General features: G+C 68.5%; 15 protein-coding genes. 12 read left to right on the top strand and 3 right to left on the bottom strand.

Annotated features, from left to right (window positions below; all coding sequences use genetic code 11):
• Positions 1–16 precede the first annotated feature (16 nt).
• The 9 genes from ACZLIB_RS22265 to ACZLIB_RS22225 all read left to right on the top strand — a co-directional run bounded on the left by ACZLIB_RS22265 (position 17) and on the right by ACZLIB_RS22225 (position 9,666).
• Positions 17–1,267, top strand: coding sequence for an NAD(P)/FAD-dependent oxidoreductase (locus tag ACZLIB_RS22265; RefSeq protein ID WP_164080050.1), 1,251 nt, complete (start codon positions 17–19; stop codon positions 1,265–1,267).
• A complete protein-coding gene (locus ACZLIB_RS22260) occupies positions 1,255–1,812 on the top strand; it encodes a DUF3261 domain-containing protein (protein ID WP_107433485.1) in 558 nt (185 codons plus the stop codon). The genes ACZLIB_RS22265 and ACZLIB_RS22260 overlap by 13 nt, the downstream gene beginning before the upstream one ends.
• Entirely contained in the window at positions 1,809–2,993 is a 1,185-nt protein-coding gene (locus ACZLIB_RS22255) for a beta-ketoacyl-[acyl-carrier-protein] synthase family protein (RefSeq protein ID WP_049424190.1), read from the top strand. Before ACZLIB_RS22260 ends, ACZLIB_RS22255 begins: the two co-directional genes overlap by 4 nt.
• Positions 2,990–3,445 (top strand): hotdog family protein, encoded by a 456-nt coding sequence (locus ACZLIB_RS22250; RefSeq protein ID WP_032129169.1) that lies wholly within the window; start codon positions 2,990–2,992, stop codon positions 3,443–3,445. The genes ACZLIB_RS22255 and ACZLIB_RS22250 overlap by 4 nt, the downstream gene beginning before the upstream one ends.
• Positions 3,442–4,173, top strand: a complete 732-nt coding sequence (locus ACZLIB_RS22245; protein WP_012512461.1) for a 3-ketoacyl-ACP reductase FabG2 — start codon at positions 3,442–3,444, stop codon at positions 4,171–4,173. Before ACZLIB_RS22250 ends, ACZLIB_RS22245 begins: the two co-directional genes overlap by 4 nt.
• The gene (locus ACZLIB_RS22240; RefSeq protein ID WP_032129167.1) at positions 4,173–5,411 is read left to right on the top strand and encodes a beta-ketoacyl-ACP synthase; all 1,239 of its coding nucleotides are present in this window, start codon (positions 4,173–4,175) and stop codon (positions 5,409–5,411) included. The genes ACZLIB_RS22245 and ACZLIB_RS22240 overlap by 1 nt, the downstream gene beginning before the upstream one ends.
• 62 nt (positions 5,412–5,473) lie before the next feature.
• Positions 5,474–5,914: a hypothetical protein gene (locus ACZLIB_RS22235; protein WP_049398675.1), complete on the top strand. Its 441-nt coding sequence runs from the start codon at positions 5,474–5,476 to the stop codon at positions 5,912–5,914.
• A gap of 160 nt (positions 5,915–6,074) precedes the next feature.
• Positions 6,075–6,335, top strand: coding sequence for a YcgL domain-containing protein (locus ACZLIB_RS22230; protein WP_010482302.1), 261 nt, complete (start codon positions 6,075–6,077; stop codon positions 6,333–6,335).
• Positions 6,328–9,666, top strand: coding sequence for an ankyrin repeat domain-containing protein (locus ACZLIB_RS22225; RefSeq protein WP_478468768.1), 3,339 nt, complete (start codon positions 6,328–6,330; stop codon positions 9,664–9,666). Before ACZLIB_RS22230 ends, ACZLIB_RS22225 begins: the two co-directional genes overlap by 8 nt.
• 209 nt (positions 9,667–9,875) lie before the next feature.
• Here ACZLIB_RS22225 and ACZLIB_RS22220 read toward each other — a convergent pair whose 3' ends face one another.
• Positions 9,876–11,654 carry a monovalent cation:proton antiporter-2 (CPA2) family protein gene (locus ACZLIB_RS22220; RefSeq protein WP_478468766.1) on the bottom strand — a complete coding sequence of 593 codons (1,779 nt, stop codon included), beginning with the start codon at positions 11,652–11,654 and terminating at the stop codon, positions 9,876–9,878.
• A 341-nt stretch (positions 11,655–11,995) separates the two neighbouring features.
• Here ACZLIB_RS22220 and mgtE point away from each other — a divergent pair, with 341 nt between their 5' ends.
• Together mgtE and ACZLIB_RS22210 are read left to right on the top strand one after the other, a co-directional pair.
• Positions 11,996–13,366: a magnesium transporter gene (gene mgtE / locus ACZLIB_RS22215; protein WP_032129164.1), complete on the top strand. Its 1,371-nt coding sequence runs from the start codon at positions 11,996–11,998 to the stop codon at positions 13,364–13,366.
• A gap of 144 nt (positions 13,367–13,510) precedes the next feature.
• Complete coding sequence (locus ACZLIB_RS22210; RefSeq protein WP_478468765.1) at positions 13,511–16,231, top strand: bifunctional acetate--CoA ligase family protein/GNAT family N-acetyltransferase; 2,721 nt, start codon at positions 13,511–13,513, stop codon at positions 16,229–16,231.
• A gap of 63 nt (positions 16,232–16,294) precedes the next feature.
• Here the strand turns inward: ACZLIB_RS22210 and ACZLIB_RS22205 are convergent, their stop codons facing one another.
• Positions 16,295–16,675 carry a YbjQ family protein gene (locus ACZLIB_RS22205; protein WP_478468764.1) on the bottom strand — a complete coding sequence of 127 codons (381 nt, stop codon included), beginning with the start codon at positions 16,673–16,675 and terminating at the stop codon, positions 16,295–16,297.
• Between the two features lie 139 nt (positions 16,676–16,814).
• Here ACZLIB_RS22205 and ACZLIB_RS22200 point away from each other — a divergent pair, with 139 nt between their 5' ends.
• Positions 16,815–17,522 carry an alpha/beta fold hydrolase gene (locus ACZLIB_RS22200; RefSeq protein WP_478468763.1) on the top strand — a complete coding sequence of 236 codons (708 nt, stop codon included), beginning with the start codon at positions 16,815–16,817 and terminating at the stop codon, positions 17,520–17,522.
• A gap of 113 nt (positions 17,523–17,635) precedes the next feature.
• On the opposite strand, the gene dkgB is transcribed toward ACZLIB_RS22200, so the two are convergent.
• The gene (gene dkgB, locus ACZLIB_RS22195) at positions 17,636–18,445 is read right to left on the bottom strand and encodes a 2,5-didehydrogluconate reductase DkgB (protein WP_478468762.1); all 810 of its coding nucleotides are present in this window, start codon (positions 18,443–18,445) and stop codon (positions 17,636–17,638) included.
• Positions 18,446–18,477: the final 32 nt, after the last annotated feature.

Below are 18,477 nucleotides of genomic sequence, written 5' to 3'. Positions count from 1 at the left end.
CAACAAGGACGCACCGATGAATACTGCTGTGGATGCTGTCGAACGTACTGAAATCCTGATCATCGGTGCGGGCCCGGCCGGCTCGGTGGCCGCGGCGATGCTGCGCCAGCAGGGCCGCCAGGTGCTGATGCTGGAGCGCCAGCAGTTCCCGCGCTTCTCGATCGGTGAAAGCCTGCTGCCGCAGAGCATGGAGTACATCGAAGCGGCAGGCCTGCTGCAGGACGTGGTCGAAGCGGGCTTCCAGCACAAGAACGGCGCCGCCTTCGTGCATGGCGAGGCGCGCACCGCGTTCGACTTCAGGAAGAAGTTCTCGCCAGGCTGGGGCACCACCTACCAGGTGCAGCGCGCCGACTTCGACAACGTGCTGGCGCGCGGTGCCGAGCGCATGGGCACCACGCTGCGCTTCGGCGATGAAGTGCTTGCGGTCGAGCCGGGCGAGCAGCCGGCGGTGACCGTGCGCCGTCCGGACGGCGGCGAGTACCGCATCGAAGCCGATTTCATCCTCGATGCATCCGGTTTCGCACGCCTGCTGCCGCGCCTGCTGCAGCTGGAATCGCCGTCCAACTTCCCGGTGCGCGGCGCGATCTTCTGCCACGTGCGCGACAACATTCCGGCCGAAGCGGACTTCGATCGCAACAAGATCCTGATCACCACCCATCCCGAGCACATCGACGTCTGGTACTGGACGATCCCGTTCTCCAACGGCTGCTGCTCGCTGGGCGTGGTCGCCGAGCCATCGTTCTTCGAACGCTACGAAGGCGACGACCTGCAGAAGCTGCAGGCCATCGTCGGCGAGGACCCCAACCTGACCCGGCTGCTGGCCAACGCCGAATGGGCGGTGCTGCCGGTGCGCCGCATCACCGGTTACTCGGCCAATGTCAGTTCGCTGTGGGGCCCGGGCTACGCCCTGCTGGGCAATGCCGGCGAGTTCCTTGACCCGGTGTTCTCCTCCGGCGTCACCATCGCCTTCAAGTCCGCGCAGCTGGCCAGCGAATGCCTGGCGCGGCGCTATGCCGGCGAAACCGTCGACTGGGAAGCTGAATTCTCGATCCCGCTGCGTGCCGGCGTGAAGACCTTCCGCCGCTTCGTTGAAAGCTGGTACGAGGGCGGCTTCCAGAAGATCATCTACCACCCGCAGCAGCAGCCCGAAGTACGCGACATGATCAGTTCCATCCTGGCCGGCTACGCCTGGGACACCAACAACCCGTATGTGGCCGACGAAAGCGGCCGCCGCATGCGCGTGCTGGAGCAGCTGTGCAGCGCCTGATCGCCCGTACCGCGGCCGTGCTGCTGTGCCTGCTGCTGGCCGCCTGTGCCGGCCGCATGCCCAAGCCATTGGTGGAACTGCCGCCGCTGCGCCTGTCGCCGGCCAGCCTGCCGGCGCCGCTGGCCTTGCAGCAGCAGCTGCATTTCCGTTTCGGTACGCATGAGCGCGACCTGGATGCTCTGCTGGAAGCCGATGCGCAGCAGGTGCAGCTGGCGGTGCAGGCGATGGGCCAGACCGGCGTGCGCCTGCAGTGGGACGGCCAGCAGCTGACCCAGCAGCGCGCACCGTGGCTGCCGCCGCAGGTGCGTGCCGAGCGCGTGCTGGATGACCTGCAGTTCGCGCTGTGGCCGACCGCGGCCATTGCCGCCGCGTTGCCGGCAGGTTGGCAGGTCAGCGATGACGGCCGGCAGCGCAGCCTGTCGCGCGACGGCACGGTGTGGCTGCAGCTGCAGCGCCTGGACGATGGCAGCGTGCAGCTGGACAACCGCGCCGAAGGCTATGCGCTGCGCATCGAATCGATCGACATGGCCGGGCAGGACCGATGAGTGCACCGATCTACCTGAACGACCTGGGCGTGGTCTGCGCGCTCGGCGATGGCCGCGCCGCGGTCGCGTCGGCGATGTTCGCCGATGTGCCGGGCGGGCTCAGCGACAACGACAGCCTGCTGCCGGGGCGCACCCTGGCGCTGGGAGAGGTGCGCACGCCGCTGCCGGCGCTGGAGGACCTGCCGGTGGCCCTGCGCGGGCGCAACAACGCCCTGCTGGACGTGGCACTGGCGCAGATCGCACCAGCGGTGGCCGCCGCGATCGCCCGCCATGGTGCCGAGCGTGTGGCGGTGGTGCTGGGCACCAGCACCTCGGGCATTGGTGAATCCGAGCAGGCCCTGCGCACCCACGCCGAACAGGGCCAGTGGCCGCAGGGCTTCGATTACGCCCAGCAGGAAATGGGCACCGCCGCGCAGTTCGTGCGCCAGCGCAGTGGTGCACAGGGGCCGGCATGGACCCTGTCCACCGCCTGCTCGTCCAGCGCCAAGGCGCTGATGTCGGCCGCGCGCATGCTGCGCGCCGGCATCGTCGATGCGGTGATTGCCGGCGGTGCCGATTCGCTGTGCCGCTTCACCGTGGCCGGCTTCAGCGCGCTGGAATCGGTGTCGGCACTGCGCTGCAATCCGTTCTCGCAGCACCGCTCCGGCATCAACATCGGCGAGGGCGCCGCGCTGTTCCTGCTTACCCGCGAGCCCGGTCCGGTGTGCCTGGCCGGGTGGGGCGAATCGGCCGATGCCCATCACATGTCCGCCCCCGATCCGCAGGGGATGGGGGCCATCGACGCCCTGCAGCAGGCGCTGCTGCGCGCCGGCTGGGGCGCCGACGAAGTGGATTACGTGAACCTGCATGGCACCGCCACCGGGCACAACGATGCGATGGAAAGCCTGGCGGTCTCGCAGGTGCTGGGCAACGGCGTGCCGGCCAGTTCGACCAAGCCGCTGACCGGCCATACGCTGGGTGCCTCGGGCGCGATCGAGGCGGCGCTGTGCTGGATCCTGCTGGCCGAGAACCCACAGCAGCAGCTGCCGCCGCACTGGTGGGACGGCGTGCCCGACCCCGCACTGCCGGTGCTGCCGCTGGTCGCGCCGGGCTCCTGCCTGGCGCAGGCGCCGCGGCGGGTGCTGAGCAATTCGTTCGCCTTCGGCGGCAGCAATGCCGTGCTGGCACTGGAGCGTCGATGAACACGCTGTACGCGATCGAGGACGTGGTGCCGCACCGCCAGGACATGTGCCTGCTGGAGCGCATCACGCAGTGGGACCAGGACACCCTCGAGGCTGAACTGGTGGTGCCCGAATCCGGCCTGTTCGTGGAGAACGGCGAAGTGCCGGCGTGGGTCGGCATCGAATACATGGCGCAGGCCATCGCGGCCTGGGCCGGCTGCCGCGCGCGTGCGGCCGGCAAGCCGCCGCAGCTGGGCTTCCTGCTCGGCAGCCGCCGCTACAGCAGCGCGCGCAGCAGCTTCCCCAGCGGTTCGCGGCTGCGCGTACAGGCGCGCTGCGAGCTGTTGGGTGACAATGGATTGGGGATGTTCGCCTGCCGCATCCTGGCGGGCGAGGACGAATGGGCGACAGCCAACGTGTCGGTGTTCGAACCGGCCGACGCGATGGCCTATCTGGAGAGTGGACAGGCATGACAGGGAATCGAAGCGTGCTGGTGACCGGCGCCAGCCGGGGCATCGGCCGGGCCATCGCGCTGCGCATCGCGCGCGATGGCTTCGACGTGGTGGTGCATTGCCGCAGCCGCCTGGAAGAGGCACAGGCCGTGGTGGCCGAGATCCAGGCCATGGGCCAGCAGGCCCGCGTGCTGGCGTTCGACGTAGCCGACCGCGAGGCCGCACGCGCCGCGCTGGAGGCTGATGTCGAAGCGCACGGCGCGTACTACGGCGTGGTCTGCAATGCCGGCATCGCCCGTGATGGCGCCTTCCCGGCGCTGTCGGCGGAGGATTGGGACCAGGTCATCCACACCAACCTGGATGGCTTCTACAACGTGCTGCATCCGCTGATCATGCCGATGGTGCGGCGGCGCAAGCCGGGCCGCATCGTCACCCTGTCGTCGGTGTCCGGGCTGGCCGGCAACCGCGGCCAGGTCAATTACAGTGCCGCCAAGGCCGGCATCATCGGTGCCACCAAGGCGCTGGCGCTGGAACTGGCCAGCCGCCAGATCACCGTCAACTGCGTAGCCCCGGGCCTGATCGAGACCGAAATGCTCAACGATGAAGTGATCGAACACGCGCTCAAGCTGATTCCCGCCGGCCGCGTCGGTCGTCCCGACGAAGTGGCGGCCACGGTGGCGTTCCTGCTGTCCGAACCGGCTGGCTACATCACCCGCCAGGTGATCTCGGTGAACGGAGGCATGCTCTGATGGCTGCCGATCGTCGCGTGGTGGTCACCGGTGCGGCCGCCATCAGTCCGCTCGGCCACGACTGGCCCACCATCGAAGCGCACCTGCGCAGCTGCCGCAATGCCGTGCGCACGATGCCCGAATGGGATGTCTACGCTGGCCTGAACACCAAGCTGGCCGCGCCGGCGCAGGACTTCGAGCTGCCGCCGAACTACAACCGCAAGACCACCCGCTCGATGGGCAAGGTCGCGATCATGTCGGTGCGCGCCACCGAGGTGGCACTGCGCGAGGCTGGCCTGCACGAGCACCCGGTGCTGCGCAGTGGCCGTACCGGCGTGGCCTACGGTTCGTCCTCGGGCAGCCACGAGGCCACCGGTGAATTCGGCCGCATGCTCAACGAGTTCACCACCGACGGCATCAGTGCCACCACCTACCTGAAGATGATGAGCCACACCGCGCCGGTCAACATCGGTGTGTTCTTTGGTTTGTCCGGGCGCGTCTACACCACCTCCAGTGCCTGCACCTCGGGCAGCCAGGGCGTGGGCGCGGCCTACGAAGCGATCCGCAGCGGCAAGCAGACGGTGATGGTGGCCGGCGGTGCCGAGCAGCTCGATGCCACCGCTGCGGCGGTGTTCGACACCCTGTTTGCCACCAGCGTGCGCAACGACGCGCCGCAGACCACGCCGCGCCCGTTCGATGCCGGCCGCGATGGCCTGGTGCTGGGCGAGGGTGCCTGTACGCTGATCCTGGAAGACCTGGAGCACGCGCAGGCACGTGGCGCCACCATCCTTGCCGAGGTGGTCGGCTACGGCACCAACAGCGATGGCCAGCACGTCACCCAGCCCAGTGCCGACACCATGGCCCAGGCCATGCGCCTGGCGCTGGAGGATGCCGGGCTGGACGCGGCGCAGATCGACTACGTCAACGCCCACGGCACCGCCACCGACCACGGTGACATCGCCGAGACCCAGGCCACCGCGCAGGTGTTCGGCAGCCGCATGCCGATCAGCTCGCTGAAGAGCTACGTCGGCCACATGCTGGGTGCCTGCGGTGCGTTCGAGGCCTGGATGAGCATCGAGATGATGCGCGCCGGCTGGTTCGCGCCCACCCTGAACCTGGCCGAGGTCGATCCACGCTGCGGCCAGCTCGACTTCATCACCGGGCAGGGCCGTGAACTGCAGGCCGAGTACGTGATGAGCAACAACTTCGCCTTCGGTGGCATCAACACCTCGCTGGTGTTCCGCCGCTGGCGCGAGTGATCCACCGCCCCACCGCCGCTGTTCCCGCAACCTACCCGCACCCTCGACAAGGAGATGTTCCGATGCGCCGCACCCTGATGATCGCCACGGCCACCGCACTGCTGGCCCTGGCCTCCACCGCTTCTGCCCGCGATACCCGCGTGGAGCAGTCCCTGCAGGAACTGATCAGCTCGCAGGCTGCCAAGGACGCCGGCATCGACGGCAGCGTCCGCTTCTACCTGGCCGGCCAGCCGGTCAGCGTGCAGCAGCGCCTGGGCGAAGACGTGACCAACAAGAAGACCAACGCCGCCAACAAGAGCGATGCCGAGGCCTGCCGCTGGGTCGCGCTGTCGGCGCTGCGCGCGCTGCAGGACGGTGCCAAGTCGCGCGGCGCCAACGCCGTGGTCGACATCGTCAGCTACTACAAGAAGAACGAGTTCAAGAGCAGCACCAACTACGAATGCTATGCCGGTGCGATCCTCGCCGGTGTCGCGCTGAAGGGCACCTACGCCAAGGTCAAGTAAGCGCCCGTGTGGCGGCGGCGTTGGCTGAACGCCGCCGCCACATTGCTGAATCCCGCCGGGGAAACGCCGCCGATCACGCCGCCATCGTCGGCTGACGGCTTTCCCCGGTGTCGGCTTTCCGACACAATCATGGCTCTTCCCGGGTTATCGTCCCGCGGACATGCACGCCTACGTCTATAAAAGCCAACTCAAGCCGGACACCTACGTCTACGTTCCCCGTCGCGATGATTTCAGCGCGCTGCCTGCGCCGCTGCTCACCTCGCTGGGGACGCTCGCCTTCGTCCTGGACGTGGCCCTGGATGCCCAGCGCCGCCTGGCCCAGGCCGATCCGGAAAAGGTCCGCAGCGAAATGAGCGAGCGCGGGTTCTACCTGCAGGTGCCGCCATCGGTGGCCAGCCTGATGCCGCGCCACTATGACTGACACGTCCCGTCCGCGCGCCCTGTCGATCGCCTTCGCCGTGGGCGCCGTGCTGGCGCTTGGCGCCGCTGTGGGCGGCGTTCCAGGTGCCATCCTTGCCGCCCTGGCGCAGCCGGCGTTCGCGCTGGGTGTGTCGTGGTGGCGTCGCAGCCGCGCGCTGCTGCCGCTGAAGATCGTCGCGCGCCAGGACCTGCCGGCGCTGCTGGCGTTGTGGACGGCAGCGCCGCTGTTGCTGGCGTTGCTGCTGGCCTGGCCGCTGGCGGCGCTGCGTGACAGCGGCAGCCTGGCCGCGGTGCTGGGCCTGAGCGTGCTGGTCAGTGCCGGCCTGCTGGCGGCCTGGCGCACCTGGCCGCTGTGGAACGATGTCGAACGCCTGGATGGCAATCTCGCCCAGCATTGGCAGGCGCTGGCCGGACGCGACCTGACCGCCTGGCGCGGTCTCGGTGTCGCCGCGCTGGTGATCGCGCTGGCCGCGCTGGTGGTGCTGCCGGCCTGGCCGGGCCTGTTGCCGGAAAGCGCACGCTGGCCCGCCGCACTGGCGGTCGTGCTGCTGTCGCCGGTGCTGCACCTGCTGCTGCAGCGGGTCGCGCCCGCGCCGCTGGTGTCGCTGCGCCCCAGCCCGTTCGCAGCGGCCAGCAGCGAACAGGAACCGATGTTCCCCGCTGCGGCCGAAACCGCGCCGCTGGAGGCGATGGCGCCGCAGGAACTGACACCGGCGCTGTATGAAGCCGCCCGTCATGGCCGCATCGACCGGGGCCTGCAGCTGCTGCAGGCCGGTGCCGATCCGTATGCGCTGCCGGACCCGAACTGGCGCGACCAGCGCAGCCTGGCGGTGCTGGCGGCGGTGCTGCCCGACCTGCGCCTGCTGCGCGAACTGATCGCCCGCGGCGTCGATGTGAATGCGCCGCACCGGGGCATGACCCCGCTGCTGGCCGCCACCCGCGACAGCTGGCACGGCCGCCCGGAAGCGGTGATGACCCTGCTCGCCAACGGTGCCGATTCACGTGCCACCGACAGCGATGGCAATACCCCGCTGCATCATGCCGCGCGCAGTTCCGACCCGGGCGTGGCCGCGCTGTTGCGCGATGCCGCTGCCGAAGTCGACGCGCTGAACAACGAGGGCTGGTCGCCGCTGGCCGTGGCCTGCCAGGTCGGCAACTGGCGCCTGGCCCGCTTCCTGCTCGAACGCGGTGCGCGCAGCGAACCGGCCGAAGGCACCCCGGTGTTGCTGGCCGCGGCCGCCACCGAAGACGACGATCCGGCCGGCGTGCAGCTGCTGCTCAAGCACAAGGCGCGGGCTGACGCGCGTGATCGCCAGCGCCGCAGCGCGCTGCATGAGGCCGCACTGGCTGGCCACGTCGAGATCATCGGCGTGCTGCTGGGTGCCGGTGCCAATCTGGAAGCGCGCGATGCGCTTGGCCGTACGCCGTGGCTGGAAGCGGCCCGTGCCGGTCGCGCCGCCGTGGTCGAGCATCTGCTGCCGCACAAGCCGGATCTGGTTGCGGTGGACGGCGAAGGCCGCAATGCGGTGCAGCTGGCGGCGATGGCCGAGGATGTCTCGCCATTGCTGATCAAGCGCCTGGTCGAGCTGGGCATCGCCGCCGATGCCACCGATCCGGTTGGCCGCCGTGCGGTGGACTACGCCGCCGAAGCCGGTCGCTGGGCGATTGTGGCCCTGCTGGACCCGTCCTATCCGTTGCCGGCCGCCGTCAGTGATGGCCTGGCCGAGCGCGGCGAAGCCGCCAGCGCCAGTGGCCTGCTGCCGGACCGCCCGCCGCTGACCCTGCTGCGCGAAGCGCTGGGCTTCGGCAACACCGATGGCATGGCCGCGCTGGCCAAGCTGTGCCAGCCGGAAGAACTGGGTGGCCTGCTGCTCGATCCGGAACTGGCACTGGAGCCGCGTGCGGTCGATTGGCTGCTGGGCCACGGCGCCGATCCCTACGTGCGTGACGCCTGCTCCGACACGCCGATGTTCGCGCTGCTGTCGCGCGGCATCGATGCGGTGCCGGCGCTGCAGGTGATGCTGCAGCGTGGCCTGTCACCGGCCGGTCGCGGTGGCCTGGCGCGCTTCCTTGCCGCCTGCGCACAGCACGATCAGGCCGCCCGTGGCCTGGAGCAGCTGGCGCTGGAACTGCTGGAACGTGGTGCCGATCCGTTCGCGGCCTCGCCGGCGGGTGACCCACCGTTGTCGCTGGCAGTGCGCCTGGGCTGGCTGCGCCTGCAGCAGGCCCTGCTCAAGGCCGGTGTCGATCGTGAAGCGCGTGACAGCCATGGCATGACCGCATTGCATCTGGCCACCGCATTGGCCCGCGAAGGCGCGCTGAAGCTGCTGGTGCAGCACGGTGCCTCGCCGGAAGCACGTGCCGCCGACGGCCAGACGCCGCTGGGCGTGGCGCTGTCGATCGGTCGCCGTGACCTGGCCGACTGGCTCGACTGGCGGGTGTGGCCGTTGCCGCGCCGCACCCTGCGCGAGGCCGATCTGCCGGCCGCTGCGATGGCTGGTGACGTCGATGCGGTGCGCCGCCTGATCGATCTGGGATTTGCCGTCGACGCAGTCGACGCACAGGGCTGCACCGCGCTGCTGCGTGCGGCCGGTGGTGGCCATCTGGCAGTAACCGACCTGCTGCTGGCACGCGGCGCCGATCCGCAGCACGCCGCTGCCAGTGGCGCGACGCCGCTGTCGGCGGCGGTCAGCATGCGCCAGGTGGACATCGTTTCGGCCCTGCTCGACGCCGGTGCCAAGCTGGAACACCGCCTGCCGGGCGGCGTGACCGTGCTGATGCTGGCCTCGGCGCTGGGCCTGCCGGACATCGTCGCGCGCCTGCTCACCGCCGGTGCCGACGTGCATGCCGGTGACGCGCAGCAGCTGGGCCCGCTGCACTGTGCCGCGCTGTACGGTTTCAGTGCCCGCGACCGCTCGCGCCTGCTGGCCCTGCTCGACACCCTGCTGCTGGCCGGTGCCGAACCGGACCAGGCCGCCGCCGGTTCGGTCACGCCGCTGCTGCTGCTGCTGGGTGCGCGTGCCGAGCCGGGTACCGCCTGCGACGAACAGGTGGTGATGGCCGCGGTGGAACGCCTGCTGGACGAAGACGTGAGCCTTGAGGTGCGTGATCCGCGCGGCTTCGGTCCACTGCACCTGGCGGCGCTGCATGGCCTGCCGTTGCTGGTGCAGCGCCTGCTGCGCGCCGGTGCCGATCCGGAAGTACGCGACAGCCTCAACCGCAGCCCGCGCGAGATCGCGGTGATGCGCGGCTTCATCGACGTGGCCGGCGAGTTCGAACCGCGCGTGCCGGGCGTTTCGTCGATGGCGCGGTTCCTGCGCGACAACGGCTGATCGGGACCCAGTAGATCCACGCCATGCGTGGATGATCGTGTCCGGAATCCAAAGCATCCACGCATGGCGTGGATCTACTGCCGGAATCCGCAGTGGGTAGTGCCGGCCGCTGGCCGGCAACCTCATGAAACCACCGGAATCCCGAGGCTGCCGGCCAGCGGCCGGCACTACCGCAATCTGTGGTGGGTGCCGACCGTTGGTCGGCACGCCTACTTGCCGTCGCTTTCCGCGTCGGCCTCGAACAGGTGCATCAGGTCGTTGCGTGCATCGCGCGAGGTCTGGATCACCGCTGCCTCGTCGTCGTAGACCAGGTACTGGTCGCGCAGCAGCTGCTCGTCGTGCTCACGGAAGCGCTGCACGTGGCGTTCAGCCACTTCAGGTGCAACACCCAATGCAGTCAGCACGCGCCCGCTCATTTCCAGGCTGGTGCCGAACACTTCGCGGAACGGCTCAGCCGACATGTCCATCAGGCGCCACGCATGCTGGCGGTTGCGTGCGCGCGCCAGCACCTTCGCGTCCGGGTACAACCGGCGCACCATGCGCACCGCGCGCAGGTTGGTCTCCGGGTCGTCCACGGTGATCACGAACACATCGATGTGCTCGCCGCCGGCCGCGCGCAGCATCTCCGGCCGGGTCGGGTCGCCGTAGTACAGCTGGTTGCCGAAGCGGCGCAGGTCGGCCACGGTATCGGGGTTCGCTTCCAGCGCCACGAACGGCACCTTCTGCGCGGTCAGCAGGCGCGCGATGACCTGGCCGAAGCGGCCCATGCCGGCAATCAGCACCTTCGGCCGGTTGTCCGGCGCCACCTTGTCGGCCTCGGCTGCCTCGCGCGGCGTTGTCTTCTCCTGGCCGAGCAGCTTGAGCAGCGCGATCATCAGCAGTGGCGTGATCGCCATCGACAGGCCGACGATCGCCACCAGGCGGTCATGGTTGGCGTTGCCCAGCAGGTGCGCGCGCTGCGCTTCGTTGAACACCACGAAGGCGAACTCGCCGCCCAGCCACAGCACGCTGCCCAGTAGCAGCGAGTGCCGTGAACTGAGCTTTGCGATGCGCCCGATCACGTACAGCAGGCTGAATTTGACCACCAGCAGGATCGCCACGCCGGCGGCGATCAGCCACGGCTCGGCAACGATGCGGTCGAGGTCGATGCCCATGCCCACCGCGATGAAGAACAGGCCCAGCAGCAGCCCCTTGAACGGCTCGATCTGCGCTTCCAGTTCGTGCCGGAACTCCGAATCGGACAGCAGCACGCCGGCCAGGAACGCGCCCAGGCTGGGGCTGAGGCCGGCCTCCTGCATGAACCAGGCGGTGCCCAGCACCACCAGCAGCGCGGTGGCGGTGAACACTTCCGGGCTGCGGGTGCGCGCGATGATGCCGAATACCCTGCGCAGCACCGGCCGCCCGCACAGGATCACCACCGCCAGCGCGCCGAGGGCCACGGCGGCGTCTTCCCAGCGCAGGGTCTCGTTCTTTACCCCGCCCAGCAGCGGGATGGCCGCCAGCAGCGGAATCGCGATCAGGTCCTGGAACAGCAGGATGGCGAACCCGAGCCGGCCATGGTCGCTGTTGATCGACTTGTGTTCTGACAGCAGCTGCAGGCCGACCGCGGTGGATGACAGCGCCAGCGCCACGCCCACCACCAGCGCGCTTTTCCACTGGAAATGGTCGAGCAGCAGCAGGCCGCCCAGCACCAGCCCGGACAGCGCCACCTGTGCCGCACCGGCACCAAACACCGAGCGCCGCATCACCTTCAGGCGGGCCGGCGACAGTTCCAGACCGATCACGAACAGCAGCATCACCACGCCGATCTCGGCGGCGCCGAGGATGCGGTCGGCGTCCTGCACGAAGCCCAGCCCGTCCGGGCCCAGCACCACACCGGCCGCCAGGTAGCCCAGCACCGCGCCGAAGCCGAACTTCTTGAACACCGGCACGGCGATGACCGCCGCCAGCAGCAGCACCAGGGCCAGTTCCAGACCACCGCTATGCATGGGAATACCTGGTCATCGGGGAAGCCCGCAGTGCGTCCGTTCGGGTGGGGGAAGGGGAGGCGAGTGCCACCGCGTCATTATGCGCGCCGGCCTGTGTATGCACGAGAACAACTCGCCGGCCGTCGGCGCGGGGTGGCCGGGTTGACCTGCATGGCCCACGGGTCCAGACTGCCCGCCGCTGGCGGCGCGTCCGCCGGCACACGCATCCCGGAGTCCCCAACCCATGTCCAGCGACAGTAGAAGTCGACCTCGTTCGACGCCAGCGATGGCCACCGCCTGACATCGGGACGGTTTGCCTGCGTTGGCGTTGCGCGAGGTCGCACCCCCACAAGGCAAAACCGATGAACCAGAAGCAATTGCTGCGCCCGGTGGCCGATGCCGCCGCACTGGCTGCACCGCTGGCGAACTACAACACCGCCGACGCGGTGGAATTCCTCAATACGCTGGAACTGACCCGCGCCGCGGAAACGCTGGCGGCGCTGCCGTTGCCGCGTGCAGTGAAGATGCTGGAAGCGCCGGAGCTGCACCGCAGTGGCGAACTGGTGGCCGCGCTGCCGCCGGCGCGGGCTGCGGCGCTGCTGGGCCTGATGGCCGATGACCGCGCCACCGACATCGTCCACGAGCTGGATGAGGAAGAACGCGCGCGGCTGATCCCGCTGCTGGGCACCGACGCCCGCCAGGCCATCCAGAAGCTGCTCAGCTACCCACCGAACACTGCCGGTGCGCTGATGACCACCGAGTACGTGGCGGTGCCTGCCAGCTGGACGGTGGCGCAGACCCTGCAGCACATCCGCCAGGTCGAGCGCACCCGCGAGACGGTGTACGCGATCTACGTGCTGGACCCAGCCAGCCAGCAGCTGCAGCAGGTAGTGACCATGCGCCGGCTGATCACCGGCCTGCCCGAGGAATCGATCCTGGACGTGGCCCAGGTCAATCCGCCGGTGACGGTGGATGCGCTGATGGACCAGGAAGAAGTAGCACGGCTGATCCGCCGCCACGACCTGCTGGCGATCCCGGTGGTCGACGACCAGCAGCAGATGCTTGGCATCGTCACCGTGGACGATGTGCTCGATGCGCTGATCGAGGAATCCACCGAGGACGCGCACAAGTTCGGCGGCATGGAGGCACTGGACAAGCCCTATATGCAGATCGGCTTCTTCGAGATGCTGCGCAAGCGCGCCGGCTGGCTGAGCGTGCTGTTCCTGGGTGAGATGCTGACCGCCAGCGCGATGCAGCACTACGAGGATGAACTGGCGCGCGCCGTGGTGCTGACCCTGTTCATTCCGCTGATCATGAGTTCGGGCGGCAACTCCGGCTCGCAGGCCACCTCGCTGCTGATCCGCAGCCTGGCACTGCGCGAACTGCGCCTGCGTGACTGGTGGAAGGTGGCCCTGCGCGAAGTGCCCACCGGCATGGTGCTGGGCGCGATTCTCGGCTGCCTGGCCATCGTGCGCATCGTGATCTGGCAGCTGGGCGGCCTGCACGACTACGGCGAGCACTGGATCCTGCTGGCGATCACCATCGGCGCCGCGCTGGTCGGCATCGTCACCTTCGGCTCGCTGTCCGGCTCGATGCTGCCCTTCATCCTGAAACGGCTCGGCTTCGACCCGGCCAGCGCTTCGGCGCCGTTCGTGGCCACCCTGGTGGACGTGACCGGCCTGGTGATCTACTTCAGCATCGCCGCGATGATCCTGCACGGCACGCTGCTGTAAGCCGGAAGCATCGTGCTCTGGTAGGTGCCGACCTTGGTCGGCACGCAGAACAAAAAGGGGACGGAGGGGATTAAGTCGTTTAAGGCACATGAGGCACAAACGACTTAATCCCCTCCGTCCCCTTTTTTTGGGTACCGTAGGCGCATGAGTACCTACCACCTGCAGTCCGTGTTCCGTCCGCAGTCGGTCGCGGTGATCGGCGGCAGTCCGCGTGAGCGTTCGGCCGGCCGCGCGGTGATGCGCAACCTGCGCGGCACCGGCTTCCCCGGCAAGGTGGCCTGGATCAACCCGCGGCATGCCGAGATCGATGGCATCCGCACGATCAAGCGGTTGAAGGATCTGGACTGGGTACCGGACCTGGTCGTCATCACCGCACCGGCGGCGATCGTGCCGCAGGTAGTGCGTACCGCCGCCGAACGCGGCGTGCAGGCCGCGATCATCCTCACCGCGCACCTGGGCGAAGGCCCGGGCTCGTTGTCGGAACAGGTGGAAACGGTGGCGCGCAAGCACGGCCTGCGCATCCTTGGCCCGCACTGCCTGGGCGTGATCGCACCGCATGCGCGGCTCAATGCCAGCATCGCCGCGCACTTCCCGCAGGCCGGTGACCTCGCGCTGATCTCCGAATCCTCGGCGATTGCGGCGGCGCTGGTGGAATGGGGTGTGGCGCGCTCGGTCGGCTTCTCCGCCGTGGTCTCGCTGGGCGACACGATGGACGTCGACTTCGGCGACCTGCTCGACTACTTCGCCACCGACTACCGCACCCGCGCCATCCTGCTCTACGTCGAGCAGATCAAGGATGCGCGCAAGTTCATGTCGGCCGCGCGTGCCGCCGCGCGTGCCAAGCCGGTGGTGGTGGTGAAGTCCGGTCGTGCCGAGCGCGTGCAGCCGGGCAGCCGCGATACCCATGTGCAGGCCCTGGCCCGCGCCGATGATGTGTACGGTGCTGCCTTCAACCGCGCCGGCCTGCTGCGCGTGGGTGCGCTGGACGAACTGTTTACTGCCGCCGAATCGCTGGGTCGGTTGGGGACGTTCCCCGGTCGCCGCCTGGCCATCCTCAGCAACGGTGGTGGCGTGGGTCGCCTTGCGGTGGACCAGCTGATCGCATTGCGTGGCACGCTGGCCAACCTGTCCGACAGCACCATCGAGAAACTCGACGCGGTGCTGCCGCAGGGCTGGTCGCGCAGCAATCCGGTGGACATCGTGGTCGATGCCGATGGTGACCGCTATGCCGCGGCCATCGAAGCGCTGCTGGCTGACAACGAGAATGATGCGGTGATGGTCGTCAACGTACCGACCGCATTCACGTCATCGGCGGACGCGGCGCAGGCGCTCACCCGCACGCTCGGCCTGCGCCCGCGCCATCACCGCGACAAGCCGGTATTCGCGGTGTGGCTGGGCAACGACGACCAGGCCACGGCCACGCTCAACGCGGCACGCGTCCCGACCTACCCGACCGAGGCCGAAGCCGTACGTGGCTTCCAGCATCTGGTGCGCTACCGCGAAGCGCAGAACGCGTTGATGGAAACGCCGCCCAGCCTGCCGCAGGATTTCAGTGTCGACACGGCCGCCGCGCGCGCACTGGTCGATGCCGCCCTGACCAACGGCCAGCAGTGGCTGGACCCGCTGGCCACGCATGAACTGCTCAAGGCCTATGGCATTCCGTCCGCGCCGGTGATGCATGCGCGCGATGCGCACGAGGCGATGGACCTGGCGCAGCCGCTGCTGGAGCGCGGTGCCACGGTCGCACTGAAGATTCTCTCGCCGGACATTCCGCACAAGTCGGAAGTGGATGGCGTGCGCCTGAACCTGTCCACGCTGCCGGCCGTGCAGAGCGCGGCCAACGCGATCCTGTCGCGCGCACGCCAGCTGCGGCCGGATGCACGCATCGATGGCCTGCTGGTACAGCCGACCATCGTCCGCCCGAAGGCGCGCGAACTGATCGTCGGCATCGCCGATGACGCGACGTTCGGTCCGGTGATCGTGGTCGGTCGCGGCGGCACTGCCGTCGAAGTGATCAACGACAAGGCACTGGCGCTGCCGCCGCTGGACCTGCGCCTGGCCCATGAGCTGATCGGCCAGACCCGCGCCTCGCGCATCCTCAAGGCTTACGGTGACGTGCCGGCGGCTGACGAGCGCGCACTGGCGCTGGCGCTGGTGAAGCTGGCACAACTGGCTGCCGATATCCCCGAGGTGCGCACGCTGGACATCAACCCGCTGCTGGTCGACGGCAAGGGCATCCTCGCCCTCGATGCCCGCGTAGCGGTGGCGCCGTCGCGCATCCTGCACAAGGGCCGCGGCCATCCGCGTTTCTCGGTGTTCCCGTACCCGAAGGAGTGGGAGCGCACCATCGAGCTGTCCGATGGCGGCCGTGCCTTCGTGCGCCCGGTGCGGCCGGAGGACGACGCACTGTTCCGTGCGTTCTTCGCCCGCGTCAGTGACGAGGATCTGCGCCTGCGTTTCTTCCAGTCGGTGAAGCACTTCAGCCACGAGTTCATCGCGCGCCTGACCCAGCTCGATTACGCACGCTCGATCGCGCTGGTGGCGATCGAACCGCGCAGCGGCGAAATGCTGGGCGCGGTACGCCTGCACGCCGATGCCGATTACCACCGTGGCGAGTACGGCATCCTGATCCGTTCGGACCTGAAGGGCCACGGCATCGGCTGGCGGTTGATGGCGATCATGATCGAGTACGCCAAGTGGCTGGGCCTGGACGTGGTCGAAGGCCAGGTGCTGCGCGAGAACAGCACCATGCTGGCGATGTGCCAGAGCCTGGGCTTCAAGACCAGGCTGGATCCGGATGACCCGACGGTGATGATGGTGACCCTGCCGGTGCAGCAGGTCGAGGTGCCGGCACCGGACTTGTAGAGTCGAGCTTGCTCGACTGTCGCCATCGGGAAGCAGTCGAGCAAGCTCGACTCTACGGCCAGGTTAGCGGAGGGGCTCCACCACCACCGCCGTGCCATAGCACAGCACCTCGGTCAGCCCGGCCATCACATCGGTGGCGTCGTAGCGCATGCCGATGATGGCGTTGGCACCGAGCTGGCGCGCGTGCTTGACCATGTCGCGGTAGGTTTCCTCGCGGGCCTGCTCGCACAGTTCGGTGTAGATGGTGATGTTGCCGCCGAAGATCGTCTGGATGCCGCCCAGAAAGTTGCCGACGATCGAGCGCGAGCGCACGGTGATGCCGCGGACCACACCCAGATTGCGCACGACGCGGTGGCCGGGCAGCTCGAAGGCGGTGGTGACCAGCGCATCGTCGAAGCGCAGCGCGGGCGGGGAAGGGGAGCCGCTGTTGTAGGGGTCTGCCATGGTCGCGTCCGTGTCGTCGCTTTCTGTAGAGTCGAGCCATGCTCGACTGGCTGTGGCGCAGTCGAGCATGGCTCGACTCTACAACGCAACCGCCCGTTGCGGCATGGCTCCGTCACCGTGATGGCGCGACAATACCCCCATGACCAACCGTATCCCCCTGTTGCTGCTGCCCGGCCTGCTCAACGATGCCGAGCTGTGGCGCGCACAGCTGGCTGACCTGGCCGACATCGCCGAATGCACGGTGGGCGACCAGACCCGCGGCGAAACCCTGCAGGGCGTGACCGAGGACGTGCTGGCTCAGGCGCCGGAGCGCTTTGCGCTGGCAGGTTTCTCGCTGGGCGGCTTCGTCGCCCAGCAGATCCTGCGCATCGCGCCGGAACGTGTGCTGCAGCTGGCGCTGATCGATACCTCGATCCATGCCGATTCGCCGGAACGTGCTGAGCAGCGCCGCAGCCAACGTGCCAGCGTGCGCTTGCCGGGAAAATTCCACGGCTTCGGTGACGCGTTGATGCGCAGCTACATCGATGCCTCGCGGCTGGACGACTACGTGCTGGTGCAGCGTGTGCGCGACATGACCGGGCGGTTGGGCGCCGAAGTGTTCCTGCGCCAGAGCGCGCTGGAGCGCCGCGACGGCCATGACGTGCTGGCCGGCTACCGCGATCCGCTGCTGATCGTCTGCGGTGCGAACGACCGCATCACGCCGCTGGCGGTGAGCGAGGAGATGCACGCCCTGGTGCCGCACTCGCAGCTGGTGGTGGTGCCCGATTGCGGGCACCTGGCACCGATGGAAAAGCCGGACGAGGTCAGTGCGGCCATGCGTGGGTGGTTGCTGCAAGGCGAGGGATAGCTCTGCCTTTGGTAGGTGCCGACCTTGGTCGGCACGATGTGTCATCGACTGACCAGAGGCCAGTGCCGACCAAGGTCGGCACCTACGATTCCGATACGTAACCCCAGTTGGGATCAATCCCAGGCCGGGGCAATCCCTTCCGGATTCGCGAGGCGATGGCCGCGATCCAGCTTGGCGATCTGCGCCATGTCTTCGTCGGTCAGGCGTACGGCCGCTGCTTCCAGGTTGGCTGCCAGGTTTTCGCGCTTGGTCGACGACGGAATGACCGAGAAGCCCTGCTGCAGCGCCCACGCCAGCGCAACCTGCGCCGGGGTGGCCTGGTGGCGGCCGGCAATGGCCTGGATCACCTGGTCCTTCAGCACTTCGCCATAGGCCAGGCTCATGTAGGCGGTGATGTGGATGCCGTTGTCCTGCAGGAACTTCACCAGCAGGCGGTTCTGCAGGTACGGGTGGATCTCGATCTGGTTGGTGGCGATGGCTTCGGCGCCGAGGATCTCGATCGCCTTGCGGGTCTGCGCGATGGTGAAGTTGGAGATGCCGATCTCGCGGGTCAGCCCCTGCGCCTTGGCTTCGGCCAGTGCCGGCAGGTATTCCTCCATCGGCACATCGACCTTGTCATTCGGCGACGGCCAGTGGATCAGCGCCAGGTCGACGCGGTCGGTGCGCAGCTTCTCGAGGCTGGTACGCAGGCTGGCCAGCAGCGCATCGCGCTTGAACTCGGTGATCCACACCTTGGTGGTCAAGTACAGATCATCACGCGGCACGCCCGACTCGGCGATGGCCTGGCCGACTTCGGCTTCATTGCCGTAGATCTGCGCGGTATCGATGGCGCGGTAGCCGACCTCCAGCGCATTGCGCACCGAGTCGATCACGGTCTGGTCTTTGAGGCGGAAGGTGCCGAGACCGAAAGCGGGGACAGTCATGGGAAGCTCCAACGGGGGGAAGGGAGTAGCAG

The sequence above is a fragment of the Stenotrophomonas sp. 220_Sma genome (assembly GCF_056487375.1).
The sequence above is the reverse complement of the archived record's forward strand: the minus strand, read 5'-3'. Positions and strand labels throughout refer to the sequence as shown.

Excerpts from the sequence above, each read along its gene's own strand:
- ACZLIB_RS22265 (WP_164080050.1), top strand. The coding sequence starts at position 17 with ATGAATACTGCTGTGGATGCTGTCGAACGTACTGAAATCCTGATCATC.
- ACZLIB_RS22255 (WP_049424190.1), top strand. The coding sequence starts at position 1,809 with ATGAGTGCACCGATCTACCTGAACGACCTGGGCGTGGTCTGCGCGCTC.
- ACZLIB_RS22250 (WP_032129169.1), top strand. The coding sequence starts at position 2,990 with ATGAACACGCTGTACGCGATCGAGGACGTGGTGCCGCACCGCCAGGAC.
- ACZLIB_RS22245 (WP_012512461.1), top strand. The coding sequence starts at position 3,442 with ATGACAGGGAATCGAAGCGTGCTGGTGACCGGCGCCAGCCGGGGCATC.
- ACZLIB_RS22240 (WP_032129167.1), top strand. The coding sequence starts at position 4,173 with ATGGCTGCCGATCGTCGCGTGGTGGTCACCGGTGCGGCCGCCATCAGT.
- ACZLIB_RS22235 (WP_049398675.1), top strand. The coding sequence starts at position 5,474 with ATGCGCCGCACCCTGATGATCGCCACGGCCACCGCACTGCTGGCCCTG.
- ACZLIB_RS22230 (WP_010482302.1), top strand. The coding sequence starts at position 6,075 with ATGCACGCCTACGTCTATAAAAGCCAACTCAAGCCGGACACCTACGTC.
- ACZLIB_RS22225 (WP_478468768.1), top strand. The coding sequence starts at position 6,328 with ATGACTGACACGTCCCGTCCGCGCGCCCTGTCGATCGCCTTCGCCGTG.
- ACZLIB_RS22220 (WP_478468766.1), bottom strand. The coding sequence starts at position 11,654 with ATGCATAGCGGTGGTCTGGAACTGGCCCTGGTGCTGCTGCTGGCGGCG.
- mgtE (WP_032129164.1), top strand. The coding sequence starts at position 11,996 with ATGAACCAGAAGCAATTGCTGCGCCCGGTGGCCGATGCCGCCGCACTG.
- ACZLIB_RS22210 (WP_478468765.1), top strand. The coding sequence starts at position 13,511 with ATGAGTACCTACCACCTGCAGTCCGTGTTCCGTCCGCAGTCGGTCGCG.
- ACZLIB_RS22205 (WP_478468764.1), bottom strand. The coding sequence starts at position 16,675 with ATGGCAGACCCCTACAACAGCGGCTCCCCTTCCCCGCCCGCGCTGCGC.
- ACZLIB_RS22200 (WP_478468763.1), top strand. The coding sequence starts at position 16,815 with ATGACCAACCGTATCCCCCTGTTGCTGCTGCCCGGCCTGCTCAACGAT.
- dkgB (WP_478468762.1), bottom strand. The coding sequence starts at position 18,445 with ATGACTGTCCCCGCTTTCGGTCTCGGCACCTTCCGCCTCAAAGACCAG.